Below are 24,400 nucleotides of genomic sequence, written 5' to 3' on the forward strand. Positions count from 1 at the left end.
CGGATACGTATGATCGAACTGACAAAATGGAGCGGGGCTAAGTTTATGTTAAATGTGTGGCACATTGAGCAAATCGAGGAATCACCTGATACGCTAATCGTGCTCATCAATGGGAAAAGGTTGATTGTGAAAGAATCGGCGGAAGAGGTCACGGCTCGGGCGAATCAGTTTTTCAAAGAGATCCAAAGCCGTCCAAGATAGAAAGGAGCGGGAGTAGCGAATGAGTAACGTAGAGAAGAATGTGAGACTAGTTCAATTTTCACCGTTTTCAGAAGATGAGGAGTTAGCCGCGGGAACGCGTCCATTAAGTATGCTGCTAGATATTCCGCTGGAGGTTGCGGTGGAGTTGGGACGCGCGAGTCTACCGGTCAAAGAAATTTTGGAATGGGAACCAGGCTCTATTTTTGCGTTGAATAAATTGGCTGGCGAAGCGGTTGACTTAAAGGTAAATAACCAGCAAATCGCGAAAGGGGAAGTCCTCGTGCTCGATGATAACTTCGGGGTTCGGATTACGGAAGTTGTTAGTGAACGGGAAAGACTGAACCGATTAAAATGAAAGACAGGACACCGAAATGAAACAAAACAAATGGATCGCACTGCTAGCCATTTTTTTATTAATCCAATTCGGATCAACAGCAGCGAGCGCTGGACAACCGAATTCCGTATACGATGCCATTGAAAATCAAAATGGAGAGGCCAATCCACAAATGAACGAGGAACAACCGCTCGTTTCCGCGGAAGCAAATGTCTCTTTTTATCCATTCTTGGTCAAATTAATCGTTTCGCTTATTTTCATTGTTTTATTGATCTATCTTGTCCTTAAATTTTGGGCGGATCGGATGCGCGGGATGCAAGCGAAGGGACCGTTTCTCGTGTTAGGCGGTTGCGCTCTTGGAGCGAATCGTTCACTGCAAGCCGTGATGATCGGGAAAACGATTTATTTGTTAGGTGTCGGGGAAAATGTGCAACTTATTCGGCAAATATCCGAGGGGGACGAATATGAGCTGATTATGAGTAGCTTTGAGAGCAGTCAGATGCAGAGCGGGAGTTTGTGGGATGCAAACAATTGGCTCAAAAAAAGAACGAACCCGTCGGAAAACAACAATCATTGGGAAGATCAATTACAAGCCCAATTAAACGCGATGGAAGAAGATCAGTCAGCGGAGGCCAACGCGTGGATGGCTCAGTTGCAAAAAGGGGAGCGTCGCCAATCGTGAAAAAACAGTGGTTGTTATTCCCGTTGTTGGTGGTGATTGGGACCAATGTCGCCCATGCTCAGCCATTGCCCGGATTGAATGTGAATATGGGAGCAACCGACGACCCGCAGGGTGTCGCCTTAACATTGCGGATCTTGTTGTTACTCACAGTGTTGTCGATCGCGCCCGCGATCATGGTGCTGATGACGAGTTTTACGCGGATCGTGATCGTGCTTTCATTTACACGGAATGCGCTTGGGGTTCAGCAAATGCCGCCAAATCAGGTGATGGTCGGGCTCGCTTTTTTCCTTACCTTTTTTATTATGGCGCCGACTTTTACACAGATCAATGAAACAGCTCTGCAACCTTATATAAGTGGAACGTTAACTCAAGAAGAAGCTTTTGATCAGGCTTCAGCTCCTTTGAAAGAATTTATGGCGAAACATACGCGGACGAAAGATCTTGCTTTATTCTCCGAGTACAATCAGACAGGGCCGTACGCGAGTATCGAAGAAATTCCGTTGACAACACTCGTGCCAGCTTTTGCGATTAGTGAGCTGAAAACCGCTTTTCAAATGGGTTTTATCATCTTCGTCCCTTTTTTAGTGATCGATATGGTCGTCGCCAGTATTTTGATGGCGATGGGGATGATGATGTTGCCGCCGGTCATGATCTCGCTACCGTTTAAAGTATTACTGTTTGTGCTAGTCGATGGCTGGTACTTAGTCGTGCGTTCATTGTTGATCAGTTTCTAGGAGGGGGGGCCCCGGGATGGGTTCGGATGTCGTGCTTCGTATTGCGGAAAATACGGTTCAGCTTATTTTAATGCTTGTGTTGCCGATCTGTGGAATCGCGTTAGCGGTCGGCTTGTTGGTCAGCATTTTTCAAGCGACAACGCAAATTCAAGAGCAAACGTTAGCATTCGTGCCAAAAATTATCGCTGTATTTTTAGCCATCTTATTTTTCGGCTCCTGGATGTTAAGACAGCTCGTTGATTTTTCAGCCGGGCTGTTGAGTGAATTGTACCGGTATATCGGGTGATTACGATGGATTGGTTAAATCTACTTCCGTTTTTCTTGCTCGTGTTCGTCCGCATCACCGCTTTTTTTGTAGCGGCTCCGATTTTAATGATGCGCGATATACCCGTTCCATTTAAAGTCGGTCTTGCCTTTTTTCTTGCCTTGATCACGTTGTCGATTCATAGTGGGCAAGAGGTGTTACCGTTGGAACCGCTTTTTTGGTTGTTGCTTTTAAAGGAAGTGATCGTCGGGCTCTGTCTCGGCTTTACAGCATCTTTAATTTTGTATGCAGTCCAAGTGGCAGGAATTTTCATCGATATGCAAATCGGCTTCACGATCGCCAATGTGATGGATCCGCAAACAGGGGTGCAGACTCCAATCACTGGACGTCTGAAATACGTGTTCGCGATTTTGTTGTTACTCTCCTTAAACGGTCATCATTTGTTGATCAGAGGCATTTTCACGAGTTTCGAATGGATTGCAGTTGATGCTTGGATTCCAGCGTTAGGCAACGGACACGTATCTGCCTTGTTGGCGGAAGCGCTTAGTCACATGTTTCAAGCTGCCTTTTTAATCTCAATTCCGATTGCGGGAACCTTGTTTCTCGTCGACGTTGCTCTTGGAATTGTCGCTAAAACGGTGCCGCAAATGAACGTGTTTGTAGTCGGCTTACCTTTGAAAATGTTAGTTAACTTTATGCTGCTGTTATTCGCATTGCCCGCATTGTTTTTTGCGTTTCGAAAATTGTTCGCCGATCTATTCGAGTCGATGCTTGCAATGATCAGGATCATGGGGGGGTAGCGGTTAGATGAAAGCCATACGGTATCCGCTGAATCTCCAATTTTTTGCCCAAGAGAAAACAGAACAGGCAACACCGCGTAAGTTACAGGATGCGCGTGAAAAGGGACAGGTAGCGAGGAGTCAAGAGCTGCCATCCTCGATCATTTTGTTGTTTGTTGTGCTTGCTTTGTGGCTGTTTGGCGGTTTTTTTACGCGCCACTTGTCTGAGATGATTCAGCGCAGCTTTTCGGAATATGCGCTATGGCAACTCACAATTCAAACGACCGATATGCTGTTTAAACAATTGGTCTGGGAAGCGTTTAAGCTGCTGCTGCCGATTTTCCTAATCACAGTCATTGCGGGACTTGCCTCGAACTTAGCTCAGATCGGTTTTTTATTTACAACGGAACCATTGCAATTAAAAATCGAGAAATTAAACCCGATCGAAGGGGCTAAGCGTATTTTATCTTTGCGTTCCATCGTGGAACTTTTTAAGTCCATTTTTAAGATCTTAATAACATCTTCGGTGGCAATCTATATTTTGTGGGGGGCCCGCGATCAATTTCTCGCCTTACCGCAAAAAGGAGTCGGTCACTCAGCTCAATTCCTCGGTATGACGATTATTAAGTTGGGCGTCACGATTGCGCTGTTGCTGTTTGTGTTAGCGATTTTAGATTTCATGTATCAGCGTTATGACCATGCGAAACGATTGCGGATGTCGAAGCAAGAAATTAAGGATGAGTATAAAAAGGCGGAAGGCGATCCGCTGATCAAGTCAAAGATTAAAGAAAAACAGCGCCAGATGTCGATGAGTCGGATGATGAATGAAGTGTTAAAGGCGGATGTTGTGATTACGAATCCAACCCATTATGCGGTGGCGATTGCGTACAAGGCGGATGAAATGAGCGCCCCGACGATTGTCGCCAAAGGAAAAGGATTCGTCGCCTTGAAATTAAAGGAAACAGCCCGTGAAAATGGGATTATAACGATGGAAAACAAACCGCTAGCCCGAGCGTTGTATGCCCACGCGGAAATTGGGGATCAAGTGCCAGAAGATTTATATAAGGCAGTGGCGGAAGTGCTCGCTTATGTTTACCGTCTACAAGGTAAAGTGTAGTGAAACAGGGGAGAAGGTGAGGAGTGTATGAAAGCAAAAGATTTATCGATATTGGCCGTCGTTATAATGATCGTCGTGATGATGGTCATCCCGCTGCCAACCTTTCTCTTGGACTTTTTGTTAATTATTAACATTTCCGTCTCGTTAACGATTTTACTCGTCGGGATGAATACGAGAGAGCCTTTGGAGTTCTCCGTCTTTCCTTCGATGTTGTTGTTGACCACTTTGTTCCGTTTAGCGTTAAACGTTTCGACAACGCGTTCGATCCTAAAAAACGCGGATGGCGGACGGGTAATTGAAACGTTCGGCTCCTTTGTTGTCGGAGGGAATTACGTTGTTGGTTTCGTTATCTTTTTGATCCTGATCATTATTCAATTTATCGTTATTACAAAAGGATCGGAACGGGTAGCGGAAGTAGCGGCTCGGTTTACGCTTGACGCAATGCCAGGTAAACAAATGAGTATCGATGCGGACCTGAATACTGGGATCATCAATGAACACGAAGCGCGCAATAGAAGACGGACGGTTGAACGTGAAGCCGATTTTTATGGCGCGATGGATGGAGCGAGCAAATTCGTCAAAGGGGACGCGATTGCTGGTATTATCATTTTCATTATTAACGTCCTTGGCGGATTTGTGATTGGCATGACCATCCATGACATGGGCTTTGCAGAAGCCGCAAGCACATTTACTTTGCTTTCAATCGGGGATGGATTAGTCAGTCAGATTCCGGCGCTCTTGATTTCAACCGCGACAGGGATCGTCGTAACACGGGCCGCTTCAGAAGGAAATTTAGGGGAAGACATTACGGAGCAAATTTTTGCTTTTCCAAAATTGCTTTATGTTGTTGCCGCGGCGTTGTGCTTACTCGGCATTTTCACGCCAATTGGAAAAGTGACGACGTGGTCAATTGCAGGCCTGATCGCTTTTCTTGCTTTCCAAATGACGCGAACGAAACAAAAAATGGATGAAGAAGCGGTTGTTGAACAGGAGGAAGGGGAAATCGACGATGTGCGTCGACCCGAAAACGTCGTCAACTTGCTGCAGGTCGATCCGCTTGAATTTGAGTTTGGCTACGGATTGATTCCGCTCGCGGACGCGAATCAAGGGGGAGACTTACTTGATCGAATCGTCATGATCAGACGGCAATTTGCGTTAGACCTCGGGTTCGTTGTTCCCGTGATTCGGATTCGGGATAACATTCAACTGCAGCCGAATCAATATGTGATTAAGTTAAAAGGAAATGAAATTGCTGCAGGAGAAATTATGCTCGATCACTATTTAGCGATGAGTCACGGACTCGAAGACGATGAAATAGTCGGGATCGATACCGTTGAACCTGCTTTTGGGATGCCTGCCTTGTGGGTCAATGAAGAAATGAAGGAGCGGGCGGAAATGCTCGGGTATACGATTGTTGACCCGCCGTCGGTTGTTGCCACACATCTAACGGAAGTGATCAAAAAGCACGCTCATGAGATTTTGACTCGTCAAGCGACGAAGCAGTTACTCGACCATTTACAAGAAACGCATGCCTCACTCGTGGAAGAGTTGGTGCCGAATCAAATGTCAGTAGGGGAAGTGCAGAAAGTGTTGCAAAACTTGCTGCGTGAAAAAGTATCGATTCGTGACCTGACAACGATTGTCGAAACACTGGCCGATTATGCCCAGTATACGAAAAACCCGCAAGTGCTCACTGAATATGCCCGCCAGGCATTAGCAAGACAAATTACGCAGCAGTTTTCTCGGGCGGGAGAGCCGTTGCAAGTGTTGACGGCGGGAGCCGATTTAGAGAAAAAGATTGCGGATAGTATCCAACAGACGGAGCAAGGACAGTACTTGGCGATGGATCCGGAAACGACCCAGCGCTGCTACGAAGTGTTGGAAGAACAGATTCAGCGTTCGTTGAACATGGGCAATCAGCCGATTTTAGTGACTGGACCGACAACGCGGATGTATATCCGTCAACTGGTCGAACGAATTATGCCTGACGTGCCTGTGCTTTCTTATAACGAGTTGTTGCCGGATATCGAAGTACAAAATATTGGGGTGGTCAATCTATGAAGGTAAAAAAATATGTCGTTGATTCGATGCCTGCTGCCCTGCAAAAGATTCGAGTGGAATTAGGCGATCAAGCTGTTATTTTAAACACGAAAGAAATACGTACGGGGGGCCTTTTCGGTTTGTTTGCGAAGCGTCAGTTAGAAGTGGTCGCTGCCGTCCGCAAATCAACCGAAAAACCATCCGCTACCGTCGCAACGATGCCACCACCAGCAAAGCAACGGGGGGAGGGGGCGCCTCTCTCCAACACCGTCGGCAAGCCCGCGTCGCAACAGGCAGACTCTCAAGTGATGCGTGAGTTAAAAGGGATGAAAGAAATGTTGGCTGGAGTTCTTTCCGCTAATCAGACTGGAACGAAGGCGCCGCTACCGCTGCAACCGTGGATCCAGAGACTTAAAGAACAAGAAGTCGACGGGCAAGTCATCCAATTTTTCGTAGAGCAAATTACGCGCCAAAGCCCCTCACTTGTTGAGGCGGAAGTAAAGCAAACGCTGTTCACTCAACTGCAGAAACTCATCGCGGAAGGCAGTTTGGAGCAACCGAGGCTTGATCCTTCCGTTAATTTGGTTAGCTTTGTGGGGCCAACTGGCGTCGGTAAAACGACGACGATTGCTAAAGTCGCATCGGAACAAGTGCTAAACCATAACCGGCGTGTCGGGCTCGTTACGACGGATACATACCGAATTGCGGCAGTTGAACAGTTGAAAACGTACGCCAATATTTTAAACATTCCAATCGAAACCGTGTTCTCTCCAGAAGGTTTAAAGAAGGCAATCAAAAATTTGCAAGACTGTGACTTGATCTTGATGGATACCGCGGGGAGAAACTATCAAGATCAACAGTATATTGATGAAATTAGCAATTATTTGCAAGGCGCGATCACGCAAGAAAACTATTTGGTGTTAAGTTTGACCGCAAAATATGGTGATCTGAAGCAGATTGTCGATAATTTTCAAACCGTGCCCATCGATAAGCTGATCTTAACTAAATTTGATGAGACAACAACATATGGGGCCCTTGTCAACTTGATGTATCACTATCCTTATCCAGTTGCCTACGTAACAACGGGACAGAGCGTGCCTGAAGACATCAGCCGAATAGCGCCTGCGAAAATCGCGAAATTGATGCTAGGAGTTGAACAGCATGATCTCGGACCAAGCCCAGCATCTTAGAGAGTTTATGAAACGAAGACAAAACGATCAACAACGGAAACCGACGCGCGTGTTGGCTGTAACGAGCGGCAAGGGTGGCGTTGGAAAATCTAATTTTACAATTAACTTTGGTCTCTCGTTGGTCGAGCTTGGACAAAAAGTAGTGATCATCGATTTAGATCTTGGCATGGCAAACATTAATATTTTACTCGGGTTAACGCCGCGTTACTCGATGATGGATCTAATAGATCGAGACTTAACCATTTGGGAAATCATGGAGCAGGGTCCACGGGGGATTGAATTCATTTCAGGCGGTTCAGGATTTCATGATGTATTGCGCTTGGACGAGCAGAAGTTGAATACGCTTTTAGCGGAAATGGAGAAGCTACACGGCTATGCGGACGTCATTTTGCTCGATTTAGGAGCGGGCATTTCGGGCGAATCGCTGCGCTTTATTCTCGCCGCCGATGAAGTTATCTTAATTAGCACACCTGAGCCAACTGCGATTACAGATGCTTACTCCCTATTAAAAATTGCCCATGGGCATCATGCCGCAGTTGTGACGAAGCTGATCGTGAATCGTGTTCAATCGTACCGTGAAGGCGAACAAGTAGCGAAAAAAATTGAAATGGTCGCCAATCAATTTTTAAATTATCAGTTAGAAACTTTAGGTTATATAGAAGAAGATCGTCATGTGTTGCAGGCAGTGAAAAAACAACGTCCATTTTGTTTGGAATATCCGAATAGCAAAGTGAGCAAAGGCTTGCGAGAGATGGCAAAAGGCTTTATGAGCGGACATAGTCCTCAATTGCAAGCAGCGGGGGGCATGAAAGCATTTATTCACAGATTGACTCAATTTGGAAGACGGTAGCTTGAAAGGGGGGAGGTTGGGATGGCGATGAATCTAAACAGACAAAAGGAGCTCGCGGCAGATGAGCGGTGGTGGGAGGCTTGGACGGAAAAGCGCGATCTAACAGCAAGAGAACATTTGACGCATCGGTACATGCCTGTCGTGCATCGCATCGCGACGCGAATCAAGCTGACACTGCCGCAAATGGTCGATAAAGATGATTTAATCAGTTGGGGGTATCTTGGTCTGCTCGACGCTTTGCAAAAGTTTGATTATCAGCTGGGCTGGACGTTTGAAACGTACGCGGTGCCGCGCATTCGTGGGGCGATTATCGATGGACTACGCGGAACAGATTGGGTGCCTCGTTCGATTCGCAGCAAAGCTAGAAAGCTAGAGGAGGCGCAACGATCGTTGGAACAGGCCTATTTTCGAGCCCCAACCGAAGCGGAGCTGTGTGAACATTTAGAAATGAGCAAGACGGAACTGCAAAAGGTTTCCAGGCAAGTTTCCAATAGCCATGTCGTCTCCTTGGACGAACCGCGCCAACATGGAGATGAGGATACGACTTTGATGCAACAGCTTGTTGATGAGTGGGAGCCGACTCAGGTCGATCAAGTCGAGCAACAGGAAACGCGGCAACTATTGGGGCAATTAATTGAGAAATTGCCAGAACGCGAACAGCTTGTGCTTTCTTTGATCTATGTAGAAGAGCTTACCTTTTCACATACAGCGGAAGTGCTTGGCGTGACGACGGGACGGATCTCGCAAATTCATTCGAAAGTGATCGCTCGCCTACGCGAACAATTTAAGAGATTTGAATAACAAGATAGATGTTATTAAAGCAGGAGGAGGTCTCTAGCGAAGAGAACCTCCTCTTTGTTATTAACTAGCCTAGTAGATAGACATCTCGACTCTTCTGTTTTTACTTCTTCCCTCGATGGTAGTGTTATCGCCAATCGAATTATATTCCCCATAACCAACGGCTCGAAAGTGACTCGGATTCAAACCCTCTTCATCTAAGACAAGTTTCATAAAATTAACAGCTCGCTGCGCGCTTAATTCCCAATTATCAGCGAATTCGTGATTATAAATCGGAACGTTATCCGTATGCCCCGATACTTCTACCCGATACTGCGGATACTCGGCTAACATGAGAGAGATTTCGCGGGCCAAGCCGATTGAACTTTCCTTTACGGCGGCGCTTCCTGAATCAAATAAGGCATGGTCACGAATCGTAATTTTTAGTTCTTCTTCATCCAACCCCGTGTAAACTTTGGCCTGTAAACCGTTCTGTTCAATATATCTATCAATTGAAGTTTTTAAACTATGTAGATCGTTCCTTTTCACGGTTTCAAAGTCGACTGGAAAATCATCAGCTAAAGGCTCGGTTTGAACTTCCGCAGGCACAGGCTCGATACTTCCATCTAGAATTCCATCAGAACCTTGAAATTGCGTAAGAAATGCATTTTTCATTAAATCAAATTTCACAGCATCGATCGTTGAAATGGAGAGCATAGCAATAAACGTGGCGAGAAGTAAGGTCAAAAGGTCAGCGTATGGTAACAGCCAACTATCGTCAACTTTTTCTTCGTCGAGCTCGTTAAGCATTGATCTCCTTCTCATTCATGACACTCCTTTCCTGAGTCGAACTATTGTTATACTTCTCTCTCTCTTCCATTGAAAGAAATATAAGAAGTTTCGCTTCTAAGATCCTCGGATTTTGAACTTCCGCTAAGCCAAGTATTCCCTCAGTCATCATTACTTTTAGTTCCGCTTCTTGTTGTGAAAGCCTTTTAAGTTTGTTGGCAATCGGGTGCCAGAGTACGTAACCAGAGAAAATTCCGAATAACGTAGCCATAAAAGCGGCAGAGATCGAAGCGCCAAGCACGTCCATATCCGTCATATTGCCCATTGCGGAGATCAACCCGACGACCGCGCCCAGCACACCGAGCGTAGGGGCATAAGTGCCCGCTTGTGAGAAGAGCGCCGCGTTGGCCCGATGTCTTAGCTGCATCGCCTCTATTTCTTGGGCCAGGATATCCCTTGTCAGTTCCTGGTCGCTTCCATCTAAGATCAAGCCAAGTCCAAGTTTTAGAAAAGGATGATCCGCTTTCTCTATTTCAGGTTCGAGGGCCAACAGCCCTTCTCTTCTAACTAACACAGACACATCCGCAAAAAATCGGACGATTTCCTCTTTAGAGATTCTCTTTTTCGGTGTAAGCACCATTTTCAATAAAATGGGGAATCTTTTTAACTCGTTTCCGGGAAAAGCGACGGCCAAGGATGCGCCTGTTCCTACAAAGATAATTAAGATTGCGGCTGGATTGAATAACGCCCCTAAACTCGCACCTTTCATGACCATTCCCAAGCCTACTGCAATGACTCCCAACAAGATACCGATGATTGTCGACATGCTCTGGGTTCCTCCTCTATTTCTATTTATGATGTATAAAGCTTCTTGCGCTAAGCGGTCATCCTATCTGTGATTCTCTCAATCAATTGGATATGGACTAATATGTATAAATGGATTGTTGGCGCTATTTCGTAGTGATAGACTCGCTTGGATCGACTCGTTCTATTTAAGTTTATACTTGCTTTATAATATATATCGGCAACAAGCGCCATGTGTTTAGACTAATCAAGAAGAGCGCTGGCAAATTGTGTCGAATGGATTTAGAATAAAGCTATCAGGACGACTATACATGTATCCTTTATATATAAAAGTTGAGGACTATTGCTGAATTCGGTTAAACAAAACAGCGCAATGTGTCGATTCTATTAAAAGAGGTGAAAATGGCGATGAAAGTCAGCGAAGGTTTAAGATTAAATAGTGAAGCGCGTCTTCAACCGAACGAACGAGCGGCAACTCAATCGGCTTCATTTCGGAAACTGATGGTCGAACAGCAGCATCAATTGAGCAGCGAAAGATTGCAACAATTGCTCCAAGAGGTGGAACAACGCGGCGAACAATTGAGGCAGCGACAGACGATCGAACAACTGCGCGCCTATCAAGCGTCTGTTCGTAAATTTGTGAAAGAAGCGGTGGACCATGGGGTTGGTTTGAAAGAAACGCGCGGTTTTTCCTTTCGCGGCGATGAACGTCGTTTGAAAATAGTGCAACAATTGGATGAAAAGTTACTTGCTTTGACGGATCAATTATTAGAAGAGCAAGAAACAACGATCGATCTGTTGGATCGAATCGGAGAAATTAAAGGATTGTTACTAAATTTGATCACCTAGCTAGTCAGAGGAACCTGCGTAAAGGGGGCTACAAAAAGCATGAATCTTTTTAGAAGATCCATCCTGATTATGGTTGCGATCGCGGCGATTGCCGTTATTTCATTGAGCGCTTGGAACTATTTAAAAAACACCGGAAGTCGAAACGAAGTCAAAGCGCAAACCGCAGAAAATTGGGTGGAGCGAACAGTTGAGACGGAACCGATTACAACCAACCTGTTAGAAGGGGGTTGGATTAAAGTCCAATTTGCGATTGAAACGGATTCACCGAAAATAAAACAAACATTAGAGAACACTTCCTTTCAAACCCAAAGCATCATCTTAAAAATCGTTGCTCAGTTGAAGAGAGAACAATTGGGTGGTCAAGCGGGATTACAGCTCGTTGAAGAGGCAGTCCGAGATAAATTAAATGAAACGTTAGGCGGGCAACGGGTCCTGCGGGTCTATACGACGGATCGCTTGATTCAATAGAGCGCTTTTCGTTATTTCTACATAAGTAAAGTAGGTGGTACGGAGATGCAAGGTGGTGAAGTGTACTTTTATGTGATGATGCTTGGCTTAATCTTTGTCGGGTTGGCGATGATCTACAAGCCAAAACAAAAAGCGGTAGAGGAAGAGCAGGATAACGCCAACACATTGCGGCTGGTTTCCGAGACGAATTTAAAAATGGAGCAGCAGTTTCGCGCGTTGTCCGCTCAGATCGTGGAGTTGCAAGTGGAACTGGAGCAACTTCGTTCACAAGCGGTAAACACCGACAATGAAGACGAGACAACGAACGGTCAACAATTGGGGTTAGAGCGACGCTATGCGGACGTATTTCAGCTAGCGAAGCAGGGTTTGCCAAAAGAAGAGATCGCCAAACAGTTAGAAATGGGTACAGGTGAAGTCGAATTAATCATGCAATTGAATCAATTGACCGATTCTGCGCAGTCAACTGAGAAAGTGGTTCGTGGGGAACGGAGGCGGAGAGGATGAACAGACGAGCCGTGTTACTTGGAATCGGAATCGGGATCATCATCGGCGCTTCAATGATGAAACTAGGCACCTCATCACCCGCTCAGTCCCAGCCTGCGGCAGCATCGCCAGTCGTTGCGGATGAACCAGCCCTGCTTGAACAACCGCAAGTGGAACAATGGTTGCAAGAAAACGGGTATGCCTTTGTTAAGCAAAGTGACTGGGAAGCGCAAACGAAACGCGTAGCAGAACTGGAAAATGGCGCTCCTGCTCCGATACGGACGACGATCTATATTAACCCCGGATTAAGTGTGTCGGGAATTGAACACATGTTGGTCACGATGGAGGTACTGCCTGAACAAAACCAGTTTCGTAGTTTAATCGCCGAACAAGGCTTAACGAAAAAAGTGCGGACCGGTTTTTTTACATTTGAAGGACCACAAACCGAACAATCGATTATTCAGCAAATTACAAAGCAATAGAGAAGGAAGGAGGAATGTAGCATGTTTAAAGGTTTAAATACAGCCACATCAGGGATGATCGCCCAACAACGACGCCAAGATGCGCTATCGCATAATTTAGCGAATATGAACACGCCAGGATTTAAAAAGGACCAAGCAATGCTGCGTTCTTTTCCAGAGATGCTTACACATCGGATTGAAAACGGGCAACAAGGGTTACCCGGAGCGCCAAGGCAAGCTTCACAAATCGGTAGCTTGGCGACAGGTGTTTATGCGCAAGAACATATCCCGCTATTTGACACGGGAGACATCATTGAAACGGAAAAACCACACGATTTTGCAATTGCAGACTATGCGTTAGCGCCGAACCAAATTGACGGTCGCGCGGTGAAACCCGCCATCTTTTTCGCCGTGCAAACGAGGGCAGGGGAGCTTGAATATACGCGTAATGGAAACTTTACCGTTGATGCCCTCGGACAATTGGTTACATCAGACGGTTCCCGCGTGTTAGACACACAAGGAAACCCGTTGTTTATTGGCGAGGACGGGCGTGTCCAAGCGACTGAACTCGGGCTGGTACGCATTGAAAATCCTCACGACTTAATCCGCAGCGGCAGCGATCGGTATCGATATGAAGGTGACAATCCACCTGGTTTATTACCGCCTGGCGTCGCGGACGGCTTTTCGGTTCGGAATGGGTTCATTGAGCGGGCGAATGTCGACCCAGGTCAAACGATCACGGATATGATGGTCACGATGCGGGCTTATGAATCGAATCAAAAAGTAATCCAGTCGTATGATCGAACGATGGAATTGTTAAATTCGATCGGACGTTTAGGCTAGGAGGAAAAAGATGAATACATCGTTATATATATCAAATGGGGCGTTACAAGCGTATCAACAGCGCTTGGATACCGTTTCGTATAATATCGCTAATGTGAATACAGTCGGGTATAAACAACGCGAAGCGAGCTTTGCGGAAAATTTAGCGACCGAAGTGGACAATCAGCCGAACCGCGACGAAGAAATCGGTCGGCGGTCACCGCATGAAATCCGTGTCGGTTATGGAGCAAGACTTGGACAAACCTCGATCAATATGAAACAAGGCGGGGCCAAAGAAACAGGGCAACCGTTTGACATCATGGTCGAGGGTGATGGTTTGTTTGTCGTCAGCGACGAAACCGGCGCCTTACGTTACACACGCGACGGAGCCTTTAAACAAAGCCCAGCAGAGGAAGAAGACTTTTATTATTTGGTCACCGCTCAGGGCGACTATCTGCTTGATGATTTCGGAGAACCGCTTGAAATTGACACGGGTTACGATGTAAAGCTGTTGGAAAACGGAGACATTCAACTGACGAACCAAGCCGATCCAACCGATGCTTGGATTCATTGGCAACGAATTGGCTTGGTCCAGGTCAACAATCCGCAATTGTTACGTTCGGTTGGTGATAACCAATATGCTTTAGATGAGGAAGCGATTTCTGCGGGCGCAGTTGAACCATTAGACTTAGATGACGCTGATGCCCCGAAATTGCGACAAGGCTTTTTAGAAACGTCGAACGTCAATATTGCCAAGGAAATGAGCGAGCTGCTCATCTCGCAACGCGGCTTCCAGATGAATGCCAGAGCTGTTTCCTTTGCTGATCAAATGCTTGGTGTCGCCAATGGAATCATCAATCGCTAATCGTAAAATGGGAAGAAGGAGCTGAGAAGGCATGAAATTAGCAACCACCTTATTCGGCGAACTAGAAATCGAGCAGAAGCAAATCGTTGAGTTTCCGTTAGGGTTGCCCGGCTTCGCTGACGAACAACGCTTTGTGTTCCTACCAATTCCCGATTCGCCGTTTTTCAGCATGCAATCGGTCACAAGCGAGCTGCAATTTTTCGTAATGAACCCGTTCGAGCTATTCAAAGATTACGAATTCAAAATACCGGGTTCTTCGATCGAATTATTACAATTGAGCGAACCTGAATCCGTTGCGACATGGGTGATCCTAACATTAAAAGATGAACTTGCCAATTCAACCGCGAACATGCAAGCCCCGATCATCGTCAACAGCCAGACGCGAATCGGCAAGCAGCTTGTCTTGGAGCACTACCAAATGCGCCAGCCGATCTTCACCATGCCGCCGCTGGCGTTACTCGGATAGGGGGCCCCGGACACCATGTTAGTGCTCAGCCGTAAAACAAACGAGTCGATCATGATCGGCGATGATATCGAAATTACCGTCATAGCCATTGAAGGGGACCAAGTCAAACTTGGTATCAATGCACCCAAACACGTAGATATACATAGAAAAGAAATCCACCTCGCCATCCAACAAGCCAACCAAGAAGCAGCCACAGCGGTCAATCAAGTGGACCTGGCCAGCCTTTTAGGGCAACTTAGCGGTAAACGAGAGAAAGAATAGAGTCTGAAATTGGCTCTATTTTTTATTCCATAGAAAAAAGCGCAAAAAGCGCTAAACAATTCCAACCATCAGCCGATAACAATAATGAGTTCAAATGGATGTGAACTCGAAAAAACCAAAAACATGGAGGTAACACATTATGATTATTAATCACAACATCTCAGCATTGAACACACATCGTCAGTTAGGCGCAAACAACAATGCGGTATCTGCATCTTTGGAGAAACTTTCTTCAGGACTAAAGATTAACCGTGCAGGAGATGATGCTGCTGGGCTAGCAATCTCTGAGAAAATGAGAGGGCAGATTCGTGGGCTAGAGATGGCATCTAAGAATGCTCAAGATGGAGTCTCACTTATTCAGACTGCTGAAGGTGCATTAAATGAAACACACGCGATTTTACAACGTATGCGTGAACTAGCAGTACAAGCTAACAACGGTACTAACACTAACGATGATCTAGGGGAATTACAAAAAGAATTTGAAGAACTTTCTGATGAAATAACACGTATCGGAAACAAAACAGAATTTAATACTAAAACCCTTCTGAACGGATCCTTGGGTGTTCAGGCGGCTGATGGATCGGTTGACATTGCCGATTTAACAGCAGCTGGAATTTCCTTAGATGTATCTGGAGTAGCTAAGGGTGCAACTTTAACTTTTGAATTGGATGGTAATGATTCAATTTCTGTATCAGATGGCACTACTACTCAGCAAATTAACATTGATCCAGAAGCGATTAAAGCTGGTCAAACGTTGAACTTTGATAAGATTGGATTAAAAATGAGCTTCACAGCGGATGTGGACCTATCCAGTGGGATCGATGGGAGTTCAATTGATGGAACCATTACAACTACTGGAGATGAAATATCATTCCAAATTGGAGCAAATGAGGGTACAACCCTTGACATATCAATAAGTGATATGCGTGCTGATGCTCTTGGAAAAGGGATAAGTGGAGGTGTAACCGATTTATCTGCTGTTAATCTAACAAATGCAGGTGCAGGATTTGATGAAAATATTAAAGTAATTGATCAAGCTATAAAAGAGGTTTCAGCACAGCGCTCACAACTTGGAGCATGGCAAAACCGTTTAGAGCACACAATCAATAACTTAGGTGCTTCAGCTGAGAACTTAACAGCTGCAGAATCACGTATTAGAGACGTTGATCATACCGAAGCTGCTTAATGCAGCATAAGGTATAGTCGTCCTAACTGGTAACGGTTAGTGAGTATAATCGGGTGAATTGCTGGAAAATCCTTAGAGCTTGTCTTACCACAACGCAGTCGGAAACGGCAAACGTAAAGGTTTGAAAAAAGACGAGATTGGGCAATCAGCAGCCAAGCGCCTGTGGCAAAAGCCTGGCGAAGGTTCAACGACTAGGATAAACCATCTAAAAGCTATTAGCTCATGATGATGAAATCCGTAGGTGACCAAGGTACCTTCTTTTCCGCTTATCCTTGGAATCCGAAGCGCCCGACCCCTACTAGCATGCTAGAGGGTGAAGATATAGTCTAGTCATTTGTGAAAACAAGTGTTCGCGCGATGGCGAAAGAGATGATGGACTTCACTAAGAACAACATCTTAACACAAGCGGCACAAGCAATGTTAGCTCAATTTGAACAGGTTGCATAATCTGTTCCTAGGGCGTCCGATGAAGCGATTTGTCGGATTATCACTGGGTGAATTGCTGGAACATCCTTAGAGCTTCATGACCACAACATGACTGGAAACGGTGAGTGTGATGGTTTGAAAACATGAAGATTGGACAATCAGCAGCGAAGCTCCTTTAGAGAAATCTTGGAGAACGTTCAACGACTAGGATATACCGTCTAAGGCAATCGCTATGACGATGAAATCCATAGGGTGTCAATAGACATTCGAAGCGCCCAGCATCTCACAGAGATGAAGATATAGTCTATTCTATGATCGAAAGACATAGCGGCAAAGCAAGCCAACCAAACACCACAAGGGGTACTACAGTTACTACGTTAATATTTTAGCCCAATCAAGAAGTCAGTTTATAAACTGACTTCTTGTATTTTAAGGAGGGGTATCTTTTGAGAAATTTTCAACCAATCGTCAAAGCAGTAAAAGAATCGGGGGATTATGAAATCTTTTCTTTTGTTGTTGATGGAAGTATAAAAGTTGTTATAGAAGAAATGTGTGGATATAACTTCCGATCTGACGATATAAAAGAGGAGTTTATTATGGAGTTAGAAAAATTCAAATCTTGCCTAGATAATGCACCAGACGATTTTAACGATAATGACAGGATGGAAGCTAAGGATTTTGTTGAGAAATTACTCAAAGTATATTTTAAATCTGGAAAGTTGATGTAACCTTGAATCTAAATTATGGTTGAGTGAATAGTTAAATATTGCTGAGATTTTATGAATCACAATAGAAATGTGCTCGCCTCGGGGGATACCCCTCGGGTAGGGATCGCATCCCTAGCGAATTTTGTCGAACACACAACTCTTCCGGGGTGCCATTCCTCTGCCGAATTTCCATCCATTTCAAATAGAGATTCGATAGAGGTGTGGCACCCTTTATCGTTGCTCGCCAAAAGGGTCTGGGCCAAATTGAATAGATTAACGTTTGAAGTTTTAACATTTAGAGAATCTAAGGCATTCTAATGTTCATTAGTAATAAGAAGGAAGCTACTTTCCACATCGGGAACCAAAGTAAGATGTCTTAAAACGCCTAATATGCTGAAGTTTCTGCTTTTTTTCGGAGTTATGCTATAGGAATTCTGTTTTTCTTAGTTCCCTTAATTTATAGACTACTGACCAGTATGTCTGATTTAATTGCTGGGCAATGGCTTTATCTGTTGACCCTGACTTTTTCAATTTTATTAGAGTTTTTATTTCTGTATTTGAGTTGACTTTTCTACGTCCAGAAGAGCTTAACTTTATGCAAATATTATCTCCGAATTTCCCCTTGATATCGTGGGTTTTTAGCTGTATATTCTTACGTAGGCAGGTCTTGTATTCCATAGATGGTATTTCTTTCACAAAAGGATAAATAATCTTTAGAAAGTGTAAAACTTCTTGCTCTTTGTTTATTTTTAATAAAGTTTTGTGACCATCAGGATGTCTTGAAACGACAAAATCTGTGCCAAATGTTAGATTAAGATGAGTTGCAAGAGAGTGGTTTTCAGATTCAGTAAAATTCAAAGTATATAAAATAATGCTCGGATGACAATAAACCGTTTGTTTGCTCTTATTGTAATGGTAAGTGATAGTTAAACTACCGTCATCTAAGTACAGAGTCGCTAAGAAGATAGGATGAGTGCATTTGGCAAGATAGCAAGCAGTTATTGTTTTTATTCCATTCGGGTATAGAACTTTATGCAATTTTGTGAAAAAAGGATGGCTTTTAGATCGAAGGTGGTTGCCGTTTATGGAGAAATTAAGGTTTCCTAATTTAGATTGTTTCCACTGTCTGTAATTTCTTTGACTTTCCCCAAAATGTTCTTGATAATAATAGTTAAGACTTCTTTGCGCCCCTTACTTATATAGCCATCACCAAGTAGGCTACCTAAAATAATTTGTTCCTGTAAGTGAGTAGGTGAAAAGGGCGGTATGTTTGCTTCATACCACTTTCTCCGATCTTCGACTAGACGGTTCATTAAACTCTTCTTATAATCTTCACATTTCTTTAGATCAAGTCCTTTAGCGATACTACGAACCTTGCTGGGTGTTAAATTAAGTTTTCTTGCAACGTAGTCAGTTGAATTAGTTGGATAATGATTTATAATATACTCTATTTTATTTTTCATACAACCCTCCAAAGAACACCTGTTCTCACTCTATTGTATCACAGCATAGGTTGTTGAGGTAGGTAATTTGTATGTGTGTCATAGTTTATAATGATCTTTTCACCGTATTTAGGTTAGAAGAGGCGGGATAATGGGAAGTTTATTTTCATGAATTATGTGAAAGGCACTTGGATTCGGGAATATTTAAAGATATTAAAGGATTAATGCAGAAAAAATTGATGATTCGTTTAGTTATGAAAATTACAGTCAAAAGGAATACAAAGCTATATCCGACATAATAGTTTATTGCTTCATGAATTAGTTCATGTAAGACAAGTCAGAGACGGTTTAACAAGTGAAAAATATAATGGATGTAAAACAAATATGAACAGCAGGCTAATGACCATATAGTTAAAATCGGGAAAATAGAAAAGTTTGTGATGGATAAGTTCTTGCCCGTCTTGTTGAGACTGTCTTCGCAATAGGGAGCGCAATTAGTTAAATTTGAGATTCGCTTAAAAGGGGGCGAACTTATTGAAAGAGATATTAAAGAGTGCTACTCCAACAATATCAGTGGCGATTTTATCTATTTTATTAACATACTTTACAACTGTTAAGAGGGAAAGAAGTCAACAGGTAAACAAACATAGATTAGAGATTTTACAAAAATTATATACTCCTATCTATAGGGTTATATTCACATCTGTCTTTCCGGGCGGTGGTTATGATGGTTTAGACAAATGGAATGCATATTCTCTTGTTAACATTGTTGAGCAAAATATTGAATTGACTGATCCTATTCTAGAAGAGCTGTGCTGGGATCTTAAAGAAGAATTGTATTACAGCGATGAAAGAATGTTGTGTTTTGTGGACAAGGATAGGAGAGTACTCGATCACGTAGTTTATAATTACAATTTGTTAAGGAAGCAACTAAATCTTCCTTATGACTATGCTTATTTTTCGTTAAATGAAAGGTTTAGAATTTTTCAAAGTAATCGTAAGAGAAGAAGGGACAGGGTTGAATCACTAAACGCAATAAGAAGGCAGCAACGGGAACAAGAGAGGGAATAAATAGTTGCCCATATCAAAAGGGTCAGTCCGTGGTGCGTCTGGGGAAGGGTTCGTGATTTAATGGGTAGACACCCCATCTGGTAAGGTGTTAGCCACTTCACCAGTAACGAGTTTTCGAGCACATGTACTCGCCCACAGTGAATCGCCTTATCATAGAGAATGGGCCCCTGTCAGAATTTGCCGAATCCAGGAATAGATTTAAAATAGTTATTGGGGATGAATGAATGGATAAGGATCAGCTAGAACAAAAAAGATTTTTGAAGGAGCAGGTTGAATGGTGTAAGAAGCAAGATGCTGTTTTAAAAAAGATAGAGGAAAAGCTTTATAAAATGAGAGTAATAGCAGAGTCCGCTCTCGATCAGGAATTAACACCATTGGAGGTTAGCCAGTTAAATACTCAACTGAACACTTTACGAAGAGAAGTTCAATTTTTGGAACGGCAGTTGCGCTCTGACCTTCATTGAAAGAGCGCCTGCAAAATGAATGGGGTTCCACTTCAACCTTTCAGTGGTCAGAAATAATGCTAATTCTTACTAGGATTTAGCTAAACACTCAATCTCCGACTCAACTTTAAAAAACGCTTGTTTATGGTCTCGAACTTAAACTCACTCGTATCACTTTGCCGATCGATCCTTTCTAATCGCGCGCTAACAGTCCTCACATCGTTTTTTTAATCTTCAACGTCTTCTTTTGTCGCGATGTTCATTGTAATCGTTTGAATTTCATTCAACAACAATTCAAGTGTATCTGACATCAGTTTTTGCCCTAATTGTCTTTTACTATTGTATCTTTGTATGTGTACCTCGTCCGTTTAATGCCCGATATGGGGGGCAGGCGGAAATCTCCATGGATTTCTATACAGTCCCCTTCACTTTTAAAAAAGATCAATCTAATATTTGCTATTTCTTTACGCCTATGTTATTATAAAGAAGAATTATTTTTGTTCTGTTTAGATTGTGAATATCAATTGGTGTTCGTCTAAGGTATTTGAGCAAGGATAGTAACATATCGTGTGGATCATCACACTAGGAGGAAACAATTATGGAACAAGGTACAGTTAAGTGGTTTAATGCAGAAAAAGGGTTTGGATTCATCGAGCGTGAAGAAGGGGAAGACGTATTCGTACACTTCTCAGCAATTCAAGGCGACGGTTTCAAATCTTTAGACGAAGGTCAAAGTGTAACTTTTGAAGTAGAACAAGGACAACGTGGTCCTCAAGCTACTAACGTTCAAAAAGTTTAATTTAAATTGATAAAAAGGACCCTATTTATAGGGTCTTTTTTTGCGTATATGCAAGAAAAATGGAGAGGGTACAATACCCTCTCTATCCCCATAATGAACTACTTCTCCCATAACTCCTTACTAAACGGATCTGCAAAGACGGTCCAACCGCCTTTTCTGCTTGAGGAAAATACGGTGGCATGATAGACGCCGGTTTTTGAATCATAAAATAAGCGCTTCACGCTGACGTCTTTAAAATTCTGAGTTCGGTATCTTCTTTCAATTGCTGTAATCAATTCATCTTCTTTTACTCGTTCGCGATGATTTGTTTTTCGATCAACGATCCACTCCTTTTCATTTGACACCAGTTGATAGGTAACCGAATAACCCTCGCTGTCTGCGGATGGAGGAATAATAAAGTGAACGGTTGCTTTGCTTTCCTCTCTTTTTATCAATTGATAAGAAACCTTGTGTTGATCGGATAAAAAGGGATCAAACTCCTTCGATGTTTTGATCGCTTCCATTATGGTGGTTGCTTCTTTATCAGAACTCCACTGCTCAACCATATGATTGTAGAGCGCCTGAGCGTTTTCTATGTGTTGATTGGCTTTGGTTCTGTATGAGCTGCTCCATCTAACTGCATCTTCGATCAAATCGACAGTGGTCGCGTATTCCCGCAAATACGATTGCAATCGGGCGTCCGCTTGGCTGTTGGATTCGGCGCGGTTAAAAATCGTTTTGTAGCTGCGGACTTGTTCACGGATTTCCAACCCCAGTGTATGGCGATCTATTTTATATAGGTCGCTTGTCGGATCAAAGAAACGGTCCATCTGATCTTTTAAATCGAGTAATTGCTCATGGAGCCATTTCATTTGATAGCGGTGTTCGTCATTCCAGATGGTGACGGCCTGATCCGACTCAAGTTCTTTTTCTTCTGATTCTGTCACAATTGAAACGGTCCGAGTTTGTTCATCCCACGTTACGCTGGCCCCTAACGCTTGTCCAATAAAGCGGAGCGGAACAAAGGTTATATCGTTAATCAGCCGAGCAGGTTCCTCTAGGTAAGCGAGTCGATTGTTCACATAAGCTTCGTTTGATCCTAATTTTAATTGAGCCGTTTGTCCCTGTTTAATCGCGGTTACGGTCCTTGTTTTGGGATCCCAACTAACGGTTGCACCCAGTGATTCTAATGTTTCACGCATCGGTAAAAAAGTTCGCCCATTGATGATTCGCGGGGGATGCTGAAAGGCTTTTACATCTCCATTTAGCGTAATAACGGGCAGTGTTGCCCCCGCGGCATCGGTTGAGTCAGATAGATAAGGGGTTAGTAAAAGACTGAGACAGAGCAAGGACTTCGTTACTATTCGCATCGTATGATTCCTTTCCTATTTTTTCTCGTTCTACCTATTGTATCTAAAAACTAGAAACATCTCTATAACTTTTGGATCAGACGCAGGAGATTTTATGCATAGTATAGAAGGTACTATATAGCTAGTTTTGTAGAAAAAGGAGAGACAACGATGTGGAAGAGAATCTTACTATGTATTTGTTTTTGCGTATTACTTACCCCAATCTGGGGCGGCGCTGCTCAAGCGACCTATAATCCGAGCGATGGTCGGCATTATTTTTTTGATAAGAGCAGCGGCTTTTATATTCGTCTCGATAACCCGAAGGATACCAACATTAGTACAAACTATTTGAAAGAGCTGAAATTTACACTGTTGTGGTATAACCGTCAAAATAGTAAGCCGAATTATGGCTACAATGGGATTGCGTTAGGTGTAGTCGATGTCGATTACAATGGAAGGGCCTCTTATTCTCGAATTACGGGAACGACCCATCATCAGTATACACTGCATGATCTAGATACGAAGTTAGAGAAAACAACAACAGGGTACAAAGTTCCGATTCAAATCAAGAACTTGGATCCAAAGGATAAATCGTTGCAAAACTTTTTAGGGGAAAGCGGAAAAATTGATATTGAACTGAATTATTATAATGTCGATCATCCGCATGCAAATGTGCTGCTTGATTTTCAGGATAACAAGGACATCACGACGTTTGGCAATAAATTGAGACTTCGTTTTCCTAAAGACAGCTATATTGCTGACCCAACTCTCGTTCAGTCATTAGTACCGGAGCAAAGATTGTCAGTGAATGTATTTGAAGCCCCACCGCAATCGGATGAGTATGTTTTTTTGAGCCGACAGTATTCGATCCGCGATGGGATGAGACGTTTATTTGCGGAGCCGAGCGCATCGGGGGATATTACGATTACATATGAAGGCGTTGTGCCGAAACAAATGGAAGGCTACAATTTAACGATGTTAAAAGCGCATCATGAAAAGTGGGTTCCGATCGGCGGTGTTGTTGACAGCGCCAAACAAACGGTGACGGCCGAATTTGATGAGTTTGGCACTTATGCGATTGGTTTAGTCTATAAAGATTATGGAATCAAGCCGCATTGGGCCCGCAAAGATGTCCTCGGGCTTGCCTACAAAGGGATCTTACAACCGGAGATAAATGCAAAGGATCAATTTCTTATTTCCCAATTGGACCGTCCGATTGACCGTCTATCTTATATCGTTTTACTGTCTAAAGCGTTAGGGTTTCAGCCGTTAGATTACCAAGGTTATTTTGCTGATGTATCCGAATTGAAGTACGGGAAAGACGATACAGGTTATCTGATGGCAGCTGTTATGAATGGGGTTGTATTTGGAAAAGAAGCCGATCTCGCGGGATATAACATTATGGCCCCCGAGCAACCGTTAACCCGTCAAGAAGCAGCCGCCTTCTTAGCGCGCGCGGTTCAAGTCGAAACTGATCAAAACCAGAGCAGACAAGCAAGAACACGTAATACACGCAACAGAAATCAGCAGAATGTAGCAGCCGATCCGAACAGTGAATTGAGAAAGCATTATAGGGACGCTAATCGGATTGATGAGTGGGCGAAGCCTTCGGTGTTAGCCGTAACTACGCAAGGACTAATGAAAGGGAACGGCACCCATTTTAATCCAAGAAGCAATTTGACGTTTGCCGAGGCGTCATCTCTTATTTATAACCTGATGCAAAAGAAAATGTTGAATTAAATGGTTCAGAGAGCTAAAACA

Annotated in this window: 30 protein-coding genes and 1 pseudogene; 26 read left to right on the forward strand and 5 right to left on the reverse strand. The window is 43.7% G+C overall.

Features of this window, described 5'->3' with window-relative positions:
• The first annotated feature begins 9 nt into the window (after positions 1-9).
• Genes BEP19_RS08695 through BEP19_RS08745 form a run of 11 tightly spaced genes read left to right on the forward strand, consistent with a single transcriptional unit; the run spans position 10 to position 8,993 of the window.
• Positions 10-201: a flagellar FlbD family protein gene (locus tag BEP19_RS08695; RefSeq protein ID WP_120189467.1), complete on the forward strand. Its 192-nt coding sequence runs from the start codon at positions 10-12 to the stop codon at positions 199-201.
• A 19-nt stretch (positions 202-220) separates the two neighbouring features.
• Complete coding sequence (gene fliN / locus BEP19_RS08700; protein ID WP_120189468.1) at positions 221-556, forward strand: flagellar motor switch protein FliN; 336 nt, start codon at positions 221-223, stop codon at positions 554-556.
• 16 nt (positions 557-572) lie between these two features.
• Positions 573-1,217 carry a flagellar biosynthetic protein FliO gene (locus tag BEP19_RS08705; protein ID WP_120189469.1) on the forward strand — a complete coding sequence of 215 codons (645 nt, stop codon included), beginning with the start codon at positions 573-575 and terminating at the stop codon, positions 1,215-1,217.
• On the forward strand, positions 1,214-1,951 hold the full coding sequence (gene fliP / locus BEP19_RS08710; RefSeq protein WP_245983436.1) for a flagellar type III secretion system pore protein FliP: 738 nt from the start codon (positions 1,214-1,216) through the stop codon (positions 1,949-1,951). The genes BEP19_RS08705 and fliP overlap by 4 nt, the downstream gene beginning before the upstream one ends.
• Before the next feature lie 16 nt (positions 1,952-1,967).
• A complete protein-coding gene (gene fliQ / locus BEP19_RS08715; protein WP_120189470.1) occupies positions 1,968-2,237 on the forward strand; it encodes a flagellar biosynthesis protein FliQ in 270 nt (89 codons plus the stop codon).
• A gap of 5 nt (positions 2,238-2,242) precedes the next feature.
• Positions 2,243-3,016 carry a flagellar biosynthetic protein FliR gene (gene fliR / locus BEP19_RS08720; RefSeq protein ID WP_120189471.1) on the forward strand — a complete coding sequence of 258 codons (774 nt, stop codon included), beginning with the start codon at positions 2,243-2,245 and terminating at the stop codon, positions 3,014-3,016.
• Positions 3,017-3,023: 7 nt separating this feature from the next.
• Positions 3,024-4,112, forward strand: a complete 1,089-nt coding sequence (gene flhB, locus BEP19_RS08725) for a flagellar biosynthesis protein FlhB (RefSeq protein WP_120189472.1) — start codon at positions 3,024-3,026, stop codon at positions 4,110-4,112.
• Between the two features lie 27 nt (positions 4,113-4,139).
• Positions 4,140-6,173, forward strand: a complete 2,034-nt coding sequence (gene flhA, locus BEP19_RS08730; protein WP_120189473.1) for a flagellar biosynthesis protein FlhA — start codon at positions 4,140-4,142, stop codon at positions 6,171-6,173.
• Positions 6,170-7,342, forward strand: a complete 1,173-nt coding sequence (gene flhF, locus BEP19_RS08735) for a flagellar biosynthesis GTPase FlhF (protein ID WP_120189474.1) — start codon at positions 6,170-6,172, stop codon at positions 7,340-7,342. The genes flhA and flhF overlap by 4 nt, the downstream gene beginning before the upstream one ends.
• Positions 7,314-8,192: a MinD/ParA family protein gene (locus BEP19_RS08740; protein ID WP_120189475.1), complete on the forward strand. Its 879-nt coding sequence runs from the start codon at positions 7,314-7,316 to the stop codon at positions 8,190-8,192. Before flhF ends, BEP19_RS08740 begins: the two co-directional genes overlap by 29 nt.
• 21 nt (positions 8,193-8,213) lie before the next feature.
• Complete coding sequence (locus tag BEP19_RS08745) at positions 8,214-8,993, forward strand: sigma-70 family RNA polymerase sigma factor (RefSeq protein WP_120189476.1); 780 nt, start codon at positions 8,214-8,216, stop codon at positions 8,991-8,993.
• Between the two features lie 69 nt (positions 8,994-9,062).
• Here the strand turns inward: BEP19_RS08745 and BEP19_RS08750 are convergent, their stop codons facing one another.
• Positions 9,063-9,794: an OmpA family protein gene (locus tag BEP19_RS08750; RefSeq protein ID WP_120189477.1), complete on the reverse strand. Its 732-nt coding sequence runs from the start codon at positions 9,792-9,794 to the stop codon at positions 9,063-9,065.
• Positions 9,772-10,584, reverse strand: coding sequence for a flagellar motor stator protein MotA (gene motA, locus BEP19_RS08755; protein WP_120189478.1), 813 nt, complete (start codon positions 10,582-10,584; stop codon positions 9,772-9,774). Before motA ends, BEP19_RS08750 begins: the two co-directional genes overlap by 23 nt.
• 380 nt (positions 10,585-10,964) lie before the next feature.
• Here motA and BEP19_RS08760 point away from each other — a divergent pair, with 380 nt between their 5' ends.
• From BEP19_RS08760 to BEP19_RS08810, 11 genes are all read left to right on the forward strand, one after another.
• A complete protein-coding gene (locus BEP19_RS08760) occupies positions 10,965-11,411 on the forward strand; it encodes a YaaR family protein (protein ID WP_120189479.1) in 447 nt (148 codons plus the stop codon).
• 39 nt (positions 11,412-11,450) lie between these two features.
• Positions 11,451-11,879 carry a flagellar basal body-associated FliL family protein gene (locus BEP19_RS08765; protein ID WP_120189480.1) on the forward strand — a complete coding sequence of 143 codons (429 nt, stop codon included), beginning with the start codon at positions 11,451-11,453 and terminating at the stop codon, positions 11,877-11,879.
• Positions 11,880-11,924: 45 nt separating this feature from the next.
• Positions 11,925-12,383, forward strand: coding sequence for a DUF6115 domain-containing protein (locus BEP19_RS08770; protein WP_120189481.1), 459 nt, complete (start codon positions 11,925-11,927; stop codon positions 12,381-12,383).
• Positions 12,380-12,844, forward strand: a complete 465-nt coding sequence (locus tag BEP19_RS08775; protein WP_120189482.1) for a hypothetical protein — start codon at positions 12,380-12,382, stop codon at positions 12,842-12,844. The genes BEP19_RS08770 and BEP19_RS08775 overlap by 4 nt, the downstream gene beginning before the upstream one ends.
• A gap of 21 nt (positions 12,845-12,865) precedes the next feature.
• Complete coding sequence (locus BEP19_RS08780; RefSeq protein ID WP_120189483.1) at positions 12,866-13,666, forward strand: flagellar hook-basal body protein; 801 nt, start codon at positions 12,866-12,868, stop codon at positions 13,664-13,666.
• 10 nt (positions 13,667-13,676) lie between these two features.
• Complete coding sequence (locus tag BEP19_RS08785; protein WP_120189484.1) at positions 13,677-14,510, forward strand: flagellar hook-basal body protein; 834 nt, start codon at positions 13,677-13,679, stop codon at positions 14,508-14,510.
• A gap of 31 nt (positions 14,511-14,541) precedes the next feature.
• Positions 14,542-14,976: a flagellar assembly protein FliW gene (fliW, locus tag BEP19_RS08790; protein WP_120189485.1), complete on the forward strand. Its 435-nt coding sequence runs from the start codon at positions 14,542-14,544 to the stop codon at positions 14,974-14,976.
• Positions 14,977-14,991: 15 nt separating this feature from the next.
• A complete protein-coding gene (gene csrA, locus BEP19_RS08795) occupies positions 14,992-15,237 on the forward strand; it encodes a carbon storage regulator CsrA (RefSeq protein ID WP_120189486.1) in 246 nt (81 codons plus the stop codon).
• A gap of 139 nt (positions 15,238-15,376) precedes the next feature.
• Positions 15,377-16,423: a flagellin N-terminal helical domain-containing protein gene (locus tag BEP19_RS08800; protein WP_120189487.1), complete on the forward strand. Its 1,047-nt coding sequence runs from the start codon at positions 15,377-15,379 to the stop codon at positions 16,421-16,423.
• A gap of 369 nt (positions 16,424-16,792) precedes the next feature.
• Positions 16,793-16,870: a hypothetical protein gene (locus tag BEP19_RS08805; protein ID WP_281269294.1), complete on the forward strand. Its 78-nt coding sequence runs from the start codon at positions 16,793-16,795 to the stop codon at positions 16,868-16,870.
• Positions 16,871-17,295: 425 nt separating this feature from the next.
• Entirely contained in the window at positions 17,296-17,577 is a 282-nt protein-coding gene (locus BEP19_RS08810) for a hypothetical protein (protein ID WP_120189489.1), read from the forward strand.
• A gap of 402 nt (positions 17,578-17,979) precedes the next feature.
• Here the strand turns inward: BEP19_RS08810 and BEP19_RS17835 are convergent.
• A pseudogene (locus BEP19_RS17835) lies at positions 17,980-18,660 on the reverse strand (hypothetical protein); the annotation flags it as partial.
• Positions 18,660-19,019 (reverse strand): hypothetical protein, encoded by a 360-nt coding sequence (locus tag BEP19_RS08820; RefSeq protein WP_120189490.1) that lies wholly within the window; start codon positions 19,017-19,019, stop codon positions 18,660-18,662. The gene BEP19_RS08820 and the pseudogene BEP19_RS17835, both read right to left, overlap by 1 nt.
• Before the next feature lie 513 nt (positions 19,020-19,532).
• Here BEP19_RS08820 and BEP19_RS08825 point away from each other — a divergent pair.
• The 3 genes from BEP19_RS08825 (at position 19,533) to BEP19_RS08835 (ending at position 21,311) form a co-directional block, all read left to right on the forward strand.
• Positions 19,533-20,069, forward strand: a complete 537-nt coding sequence (locus tag BEP19_RS08825; RefSeq protein WP_120189491.1) for a hypothetical protein — start codon at positions 19,533-19,535, stop codon at positions 20,067-20,069.
• A gap of 224 nt (positions 20,070-20,293) precedes the next feature.
• On the forward strand, positions 20,294-20,533 hold the full coding sequence (locus tag BEP19_RS08830; protein ID WP_120189492.1) for a hypothetical protein: 240 nt from the start codon (positions 20,294-20,296) through the stop codon (positions 20,531-20,533).
• Positions 20,534-21,110: 577 nt separating this feature from the next.
• Positions 21,111-21,311 carry a cold-shock protein gene (locus BEP19_RS08835; protein WP_120189493.1) on the forward strand — a complete coding sequence of 67 codons (201 nt, stop codon included), beginning with the start codon at positions 21,111-21,113 and terminating at the stop codon, positions 21,309-21,311.
• Between the two features lie 98 nt (positions 21,312-21,409).
• Here BEP19_RS08835 and BEP19_RS08840 read toward each other — a convergent pair whose 3' ends face one another.
• A complete protein-coding gene (locus BEP19_RS08840; RefSeq protein ID WP_120189494.1) occupies positions 21,410-22,660 on the reverse strand; it encodes a copper amine oxidase N-terminal domain-containing protein in 1,251 nt (416 codons plus the stop codon).
• Between the two features lie 150 nt (positions 22,661-22,810).
• Between BEP19_RS08840 and BEP19_RS08845 the strand changes: the two genes are divergently transcribed.
• Entirely contained in the window at positions 22,811-24,379 is a 1,569-nt protein-coding gene (locus BEP19_RS08845) for an S-layer homology domain-containing protein (protein ID WP_120189495.1), read from the forward strand.
• The last annotated feature ends 21 nt before the right edge of the window (positions 24,380-24,400 follow it).

This window comes from Ammoniphilus oxalaticus (assembly GCF_003609605.1).
Lineage (GTDB): Bacteria > Bacillota > Bacilli > Aneurinibacillales > RAOX-1 > Ammoniphilus > Ammoniphilus oxalaticus.

What these genes read in the sequence shown, in the direction of transcription:
- BEP19_RS08695 (WP_120189467.1), top strand. Translation starts at nt 10, where the DNA reads ATGATCGAACTGACAAAATGGAGCGGGGCTAAGTTTATGTTAAATGTG.
- fliN (WP_120189468.1), top strand. Translation starts at nt 221, where the DNA reads ATGAGTAACGTAGAGAAGAATGTGAGACTAGTTCAATTTTCACCGTTT.
- BEP19_RS08705 (WP_120189469.1), top strand. Translation starts at nt 573, where the DNA reads ATGAAACAAAACAAATGGATCGCACTGCTAGCCATTTTTTTATTAATC.
- fliQ (WP_120189470.1), top strand. Translation starts at nt 1,968, where the DNA reads ATGGGTTCGGATGTCGTGCTTCGTATTGCGGAAAATACGGTTCAGCTT.
- fliR (WP_120189471.1), top strand. Translation starts at nt 2,243, where the DNA reads ATGGATTGGTTAAATCTACTTCCGTTTTTCTTGCTCGTGTTCGTCCGC.
- flhB (WP_120189472.1), top strand. Translation starts at nt 3,024, where the DNA reads ATGAAAGCCATACGGTATCCGCTGAATCTCCAATTTTTTGCCCAAGAG.
- flhA (WP_120189473.1), top strand. Translation starts at nt 4,140, where the DNA reads ATGAAAGCAAAAGATTTATCGATATTGGCCGTCGTTATAATGATCGTC.
- flhF (WP_120189474.1), top strand. Translation starts at nt 6,170, where the DNA reads ATGAAGGTAAAAAAATATGTCGTTGATTCGATGCCTGCTGCCCTGCAA.
- BEP19_RS08740 (WP_120189475.1), top strand. Translation starts at nt 7,314, where the DNA reads ATGATCTCGGACCAAGCCCAGCATCTTAGAGAGTTTATGAAACGAAGA.
- BEP19_RS08745 (WP_120189476.1), top strand. Translation starts at nt 8,214, where the DNA reads ATGGCGATGAATCTAAACAGACAAAAGGAGCTCGCGGCAGATGAGCGG.
- BEP19_RS08750 (WP_120189477.1), bottom strand. Translation starts at nt 9,794, where the DNA reads ATGAGAAGGAGATCAATGCTTAACGAGCTCGACGAAGAAAAAGTTGAC.
- motA (WP_120189478.1), bottom strand. Translation starts at nt 10,584, where the DNA reads ATGTCGACAATCATCGGTATCTTGTTGGGAGTCATTGCAGTAGGCTTG.
- BEP19_RS08760 (WP_120189479.1), top strand. Translation starts at nt 10,965, where the DNA reads ATGGCGATGAAAGTCAGCGAAGGTTTAAGATTAAATAGTGAAGCGCGT.
- BEP19_RS08765 (WP_120189480.1), top strand. Translation starts at nt 11,451, where the DNA reads ATGAATCTTTTTAGAAGATCCATCCTGATTATGGTTGCGATCGCGGCG.
- BEP19_RS08770 (WP_120189481.1), top strand. Translation starts at nt 11,925, where the DNA reads ATGCAAGGTGGTGAAGTGTACTTTTATGTGATGATGCTTGGCTTAATC.
- BEP19_RS08775 (WP_120189482.1), top strand. Translation starts at nt 12,380, where the DNA reads ATGAACAGACGAGCCGTGTTACTTGGAATCGGAATCGGGATCATCATC.
- BEP19_RS08780 (WP_120189483.1), top strand. Translation starts at nt 12,866, where the DNA reads ATGTTTAAAGGTTTAAATACAGCCACATCAGGGATGATCGCCCAACAA.
- BEP19_RS08785 (WP_120189484.1), top strand. Translation starts at nt 13,677, where the DNA reads ATGAATACATCGTTATATATATCAAATGGGGCGTTACAAGCGTATCAA.
- fliW (WP_120189485.1), top strand. Translation starts at nt 14,542, where the DNA reads ATGAAATTAGCAACCACCTTATTCGGCGAACTAGAAATCGAGCAGAAG.
- csrA (WP_120189486.1), top strand. Translation starts at nt 14,992, where the DNA reads ATGTTAGTGCTCAGCCGTAAAACAAACGAGTCGATCATGATCGGCGAT.
- BEP19_RS08800 (WP_120189487.1), top strand. Translation starts at nt 15,377, where the DNA reads ATGATTATTAATCACAACATCTCAGCATTGAACACACATCGTCAGTTA.
- BEP19_RS08805 (WP_281269294.1), top strand. Translation starts at nt 16,793, where the DNA reads ATGATGGACTTCACTAAGAACAACATCTTAACACAAGCGGCACAAGCA.
- BEP19_RS08820 (WP_120189490.1), bottom strand. Translation starts at nt 19,019, where the DNA reads ATGAAAAATAAAATAGAGTATATTATAAATCATTATCCAACTAATTCA.
- BEP19_RS08830 (WP_120189492.1), top strand. Translation starts at nt 20,294, where the DNA reads ATGGATAAGGATCAGCTAGAACAAAAAAGATTTTTGAAGGAGCAGGTT.
- BEP19_RS08835 (WP_120189493.1), top strand. Translation starts at nt 21,111, where the DNA reads ATGGAACAAGGTACAGTTAAGTGGTTTAATGCAGAAAAAGGGTTTGGA.
- BEP19_RS08840 (WP_120189494.1), bottom strand. Translation starts at nt 22,660, where the DNA reads ATGCGAATAGTAACGAAGTCCTTGCTCTGTCTCAGTCTTTTACTAACC.
- BEP19_RS08845 (WP_120189495.1), top strand. Translation starts at nt 22,811, where the DNA reads ATGTGGAAGAGAATCTTACTATGTATTTGTTTTTGCGTATTACTTACC.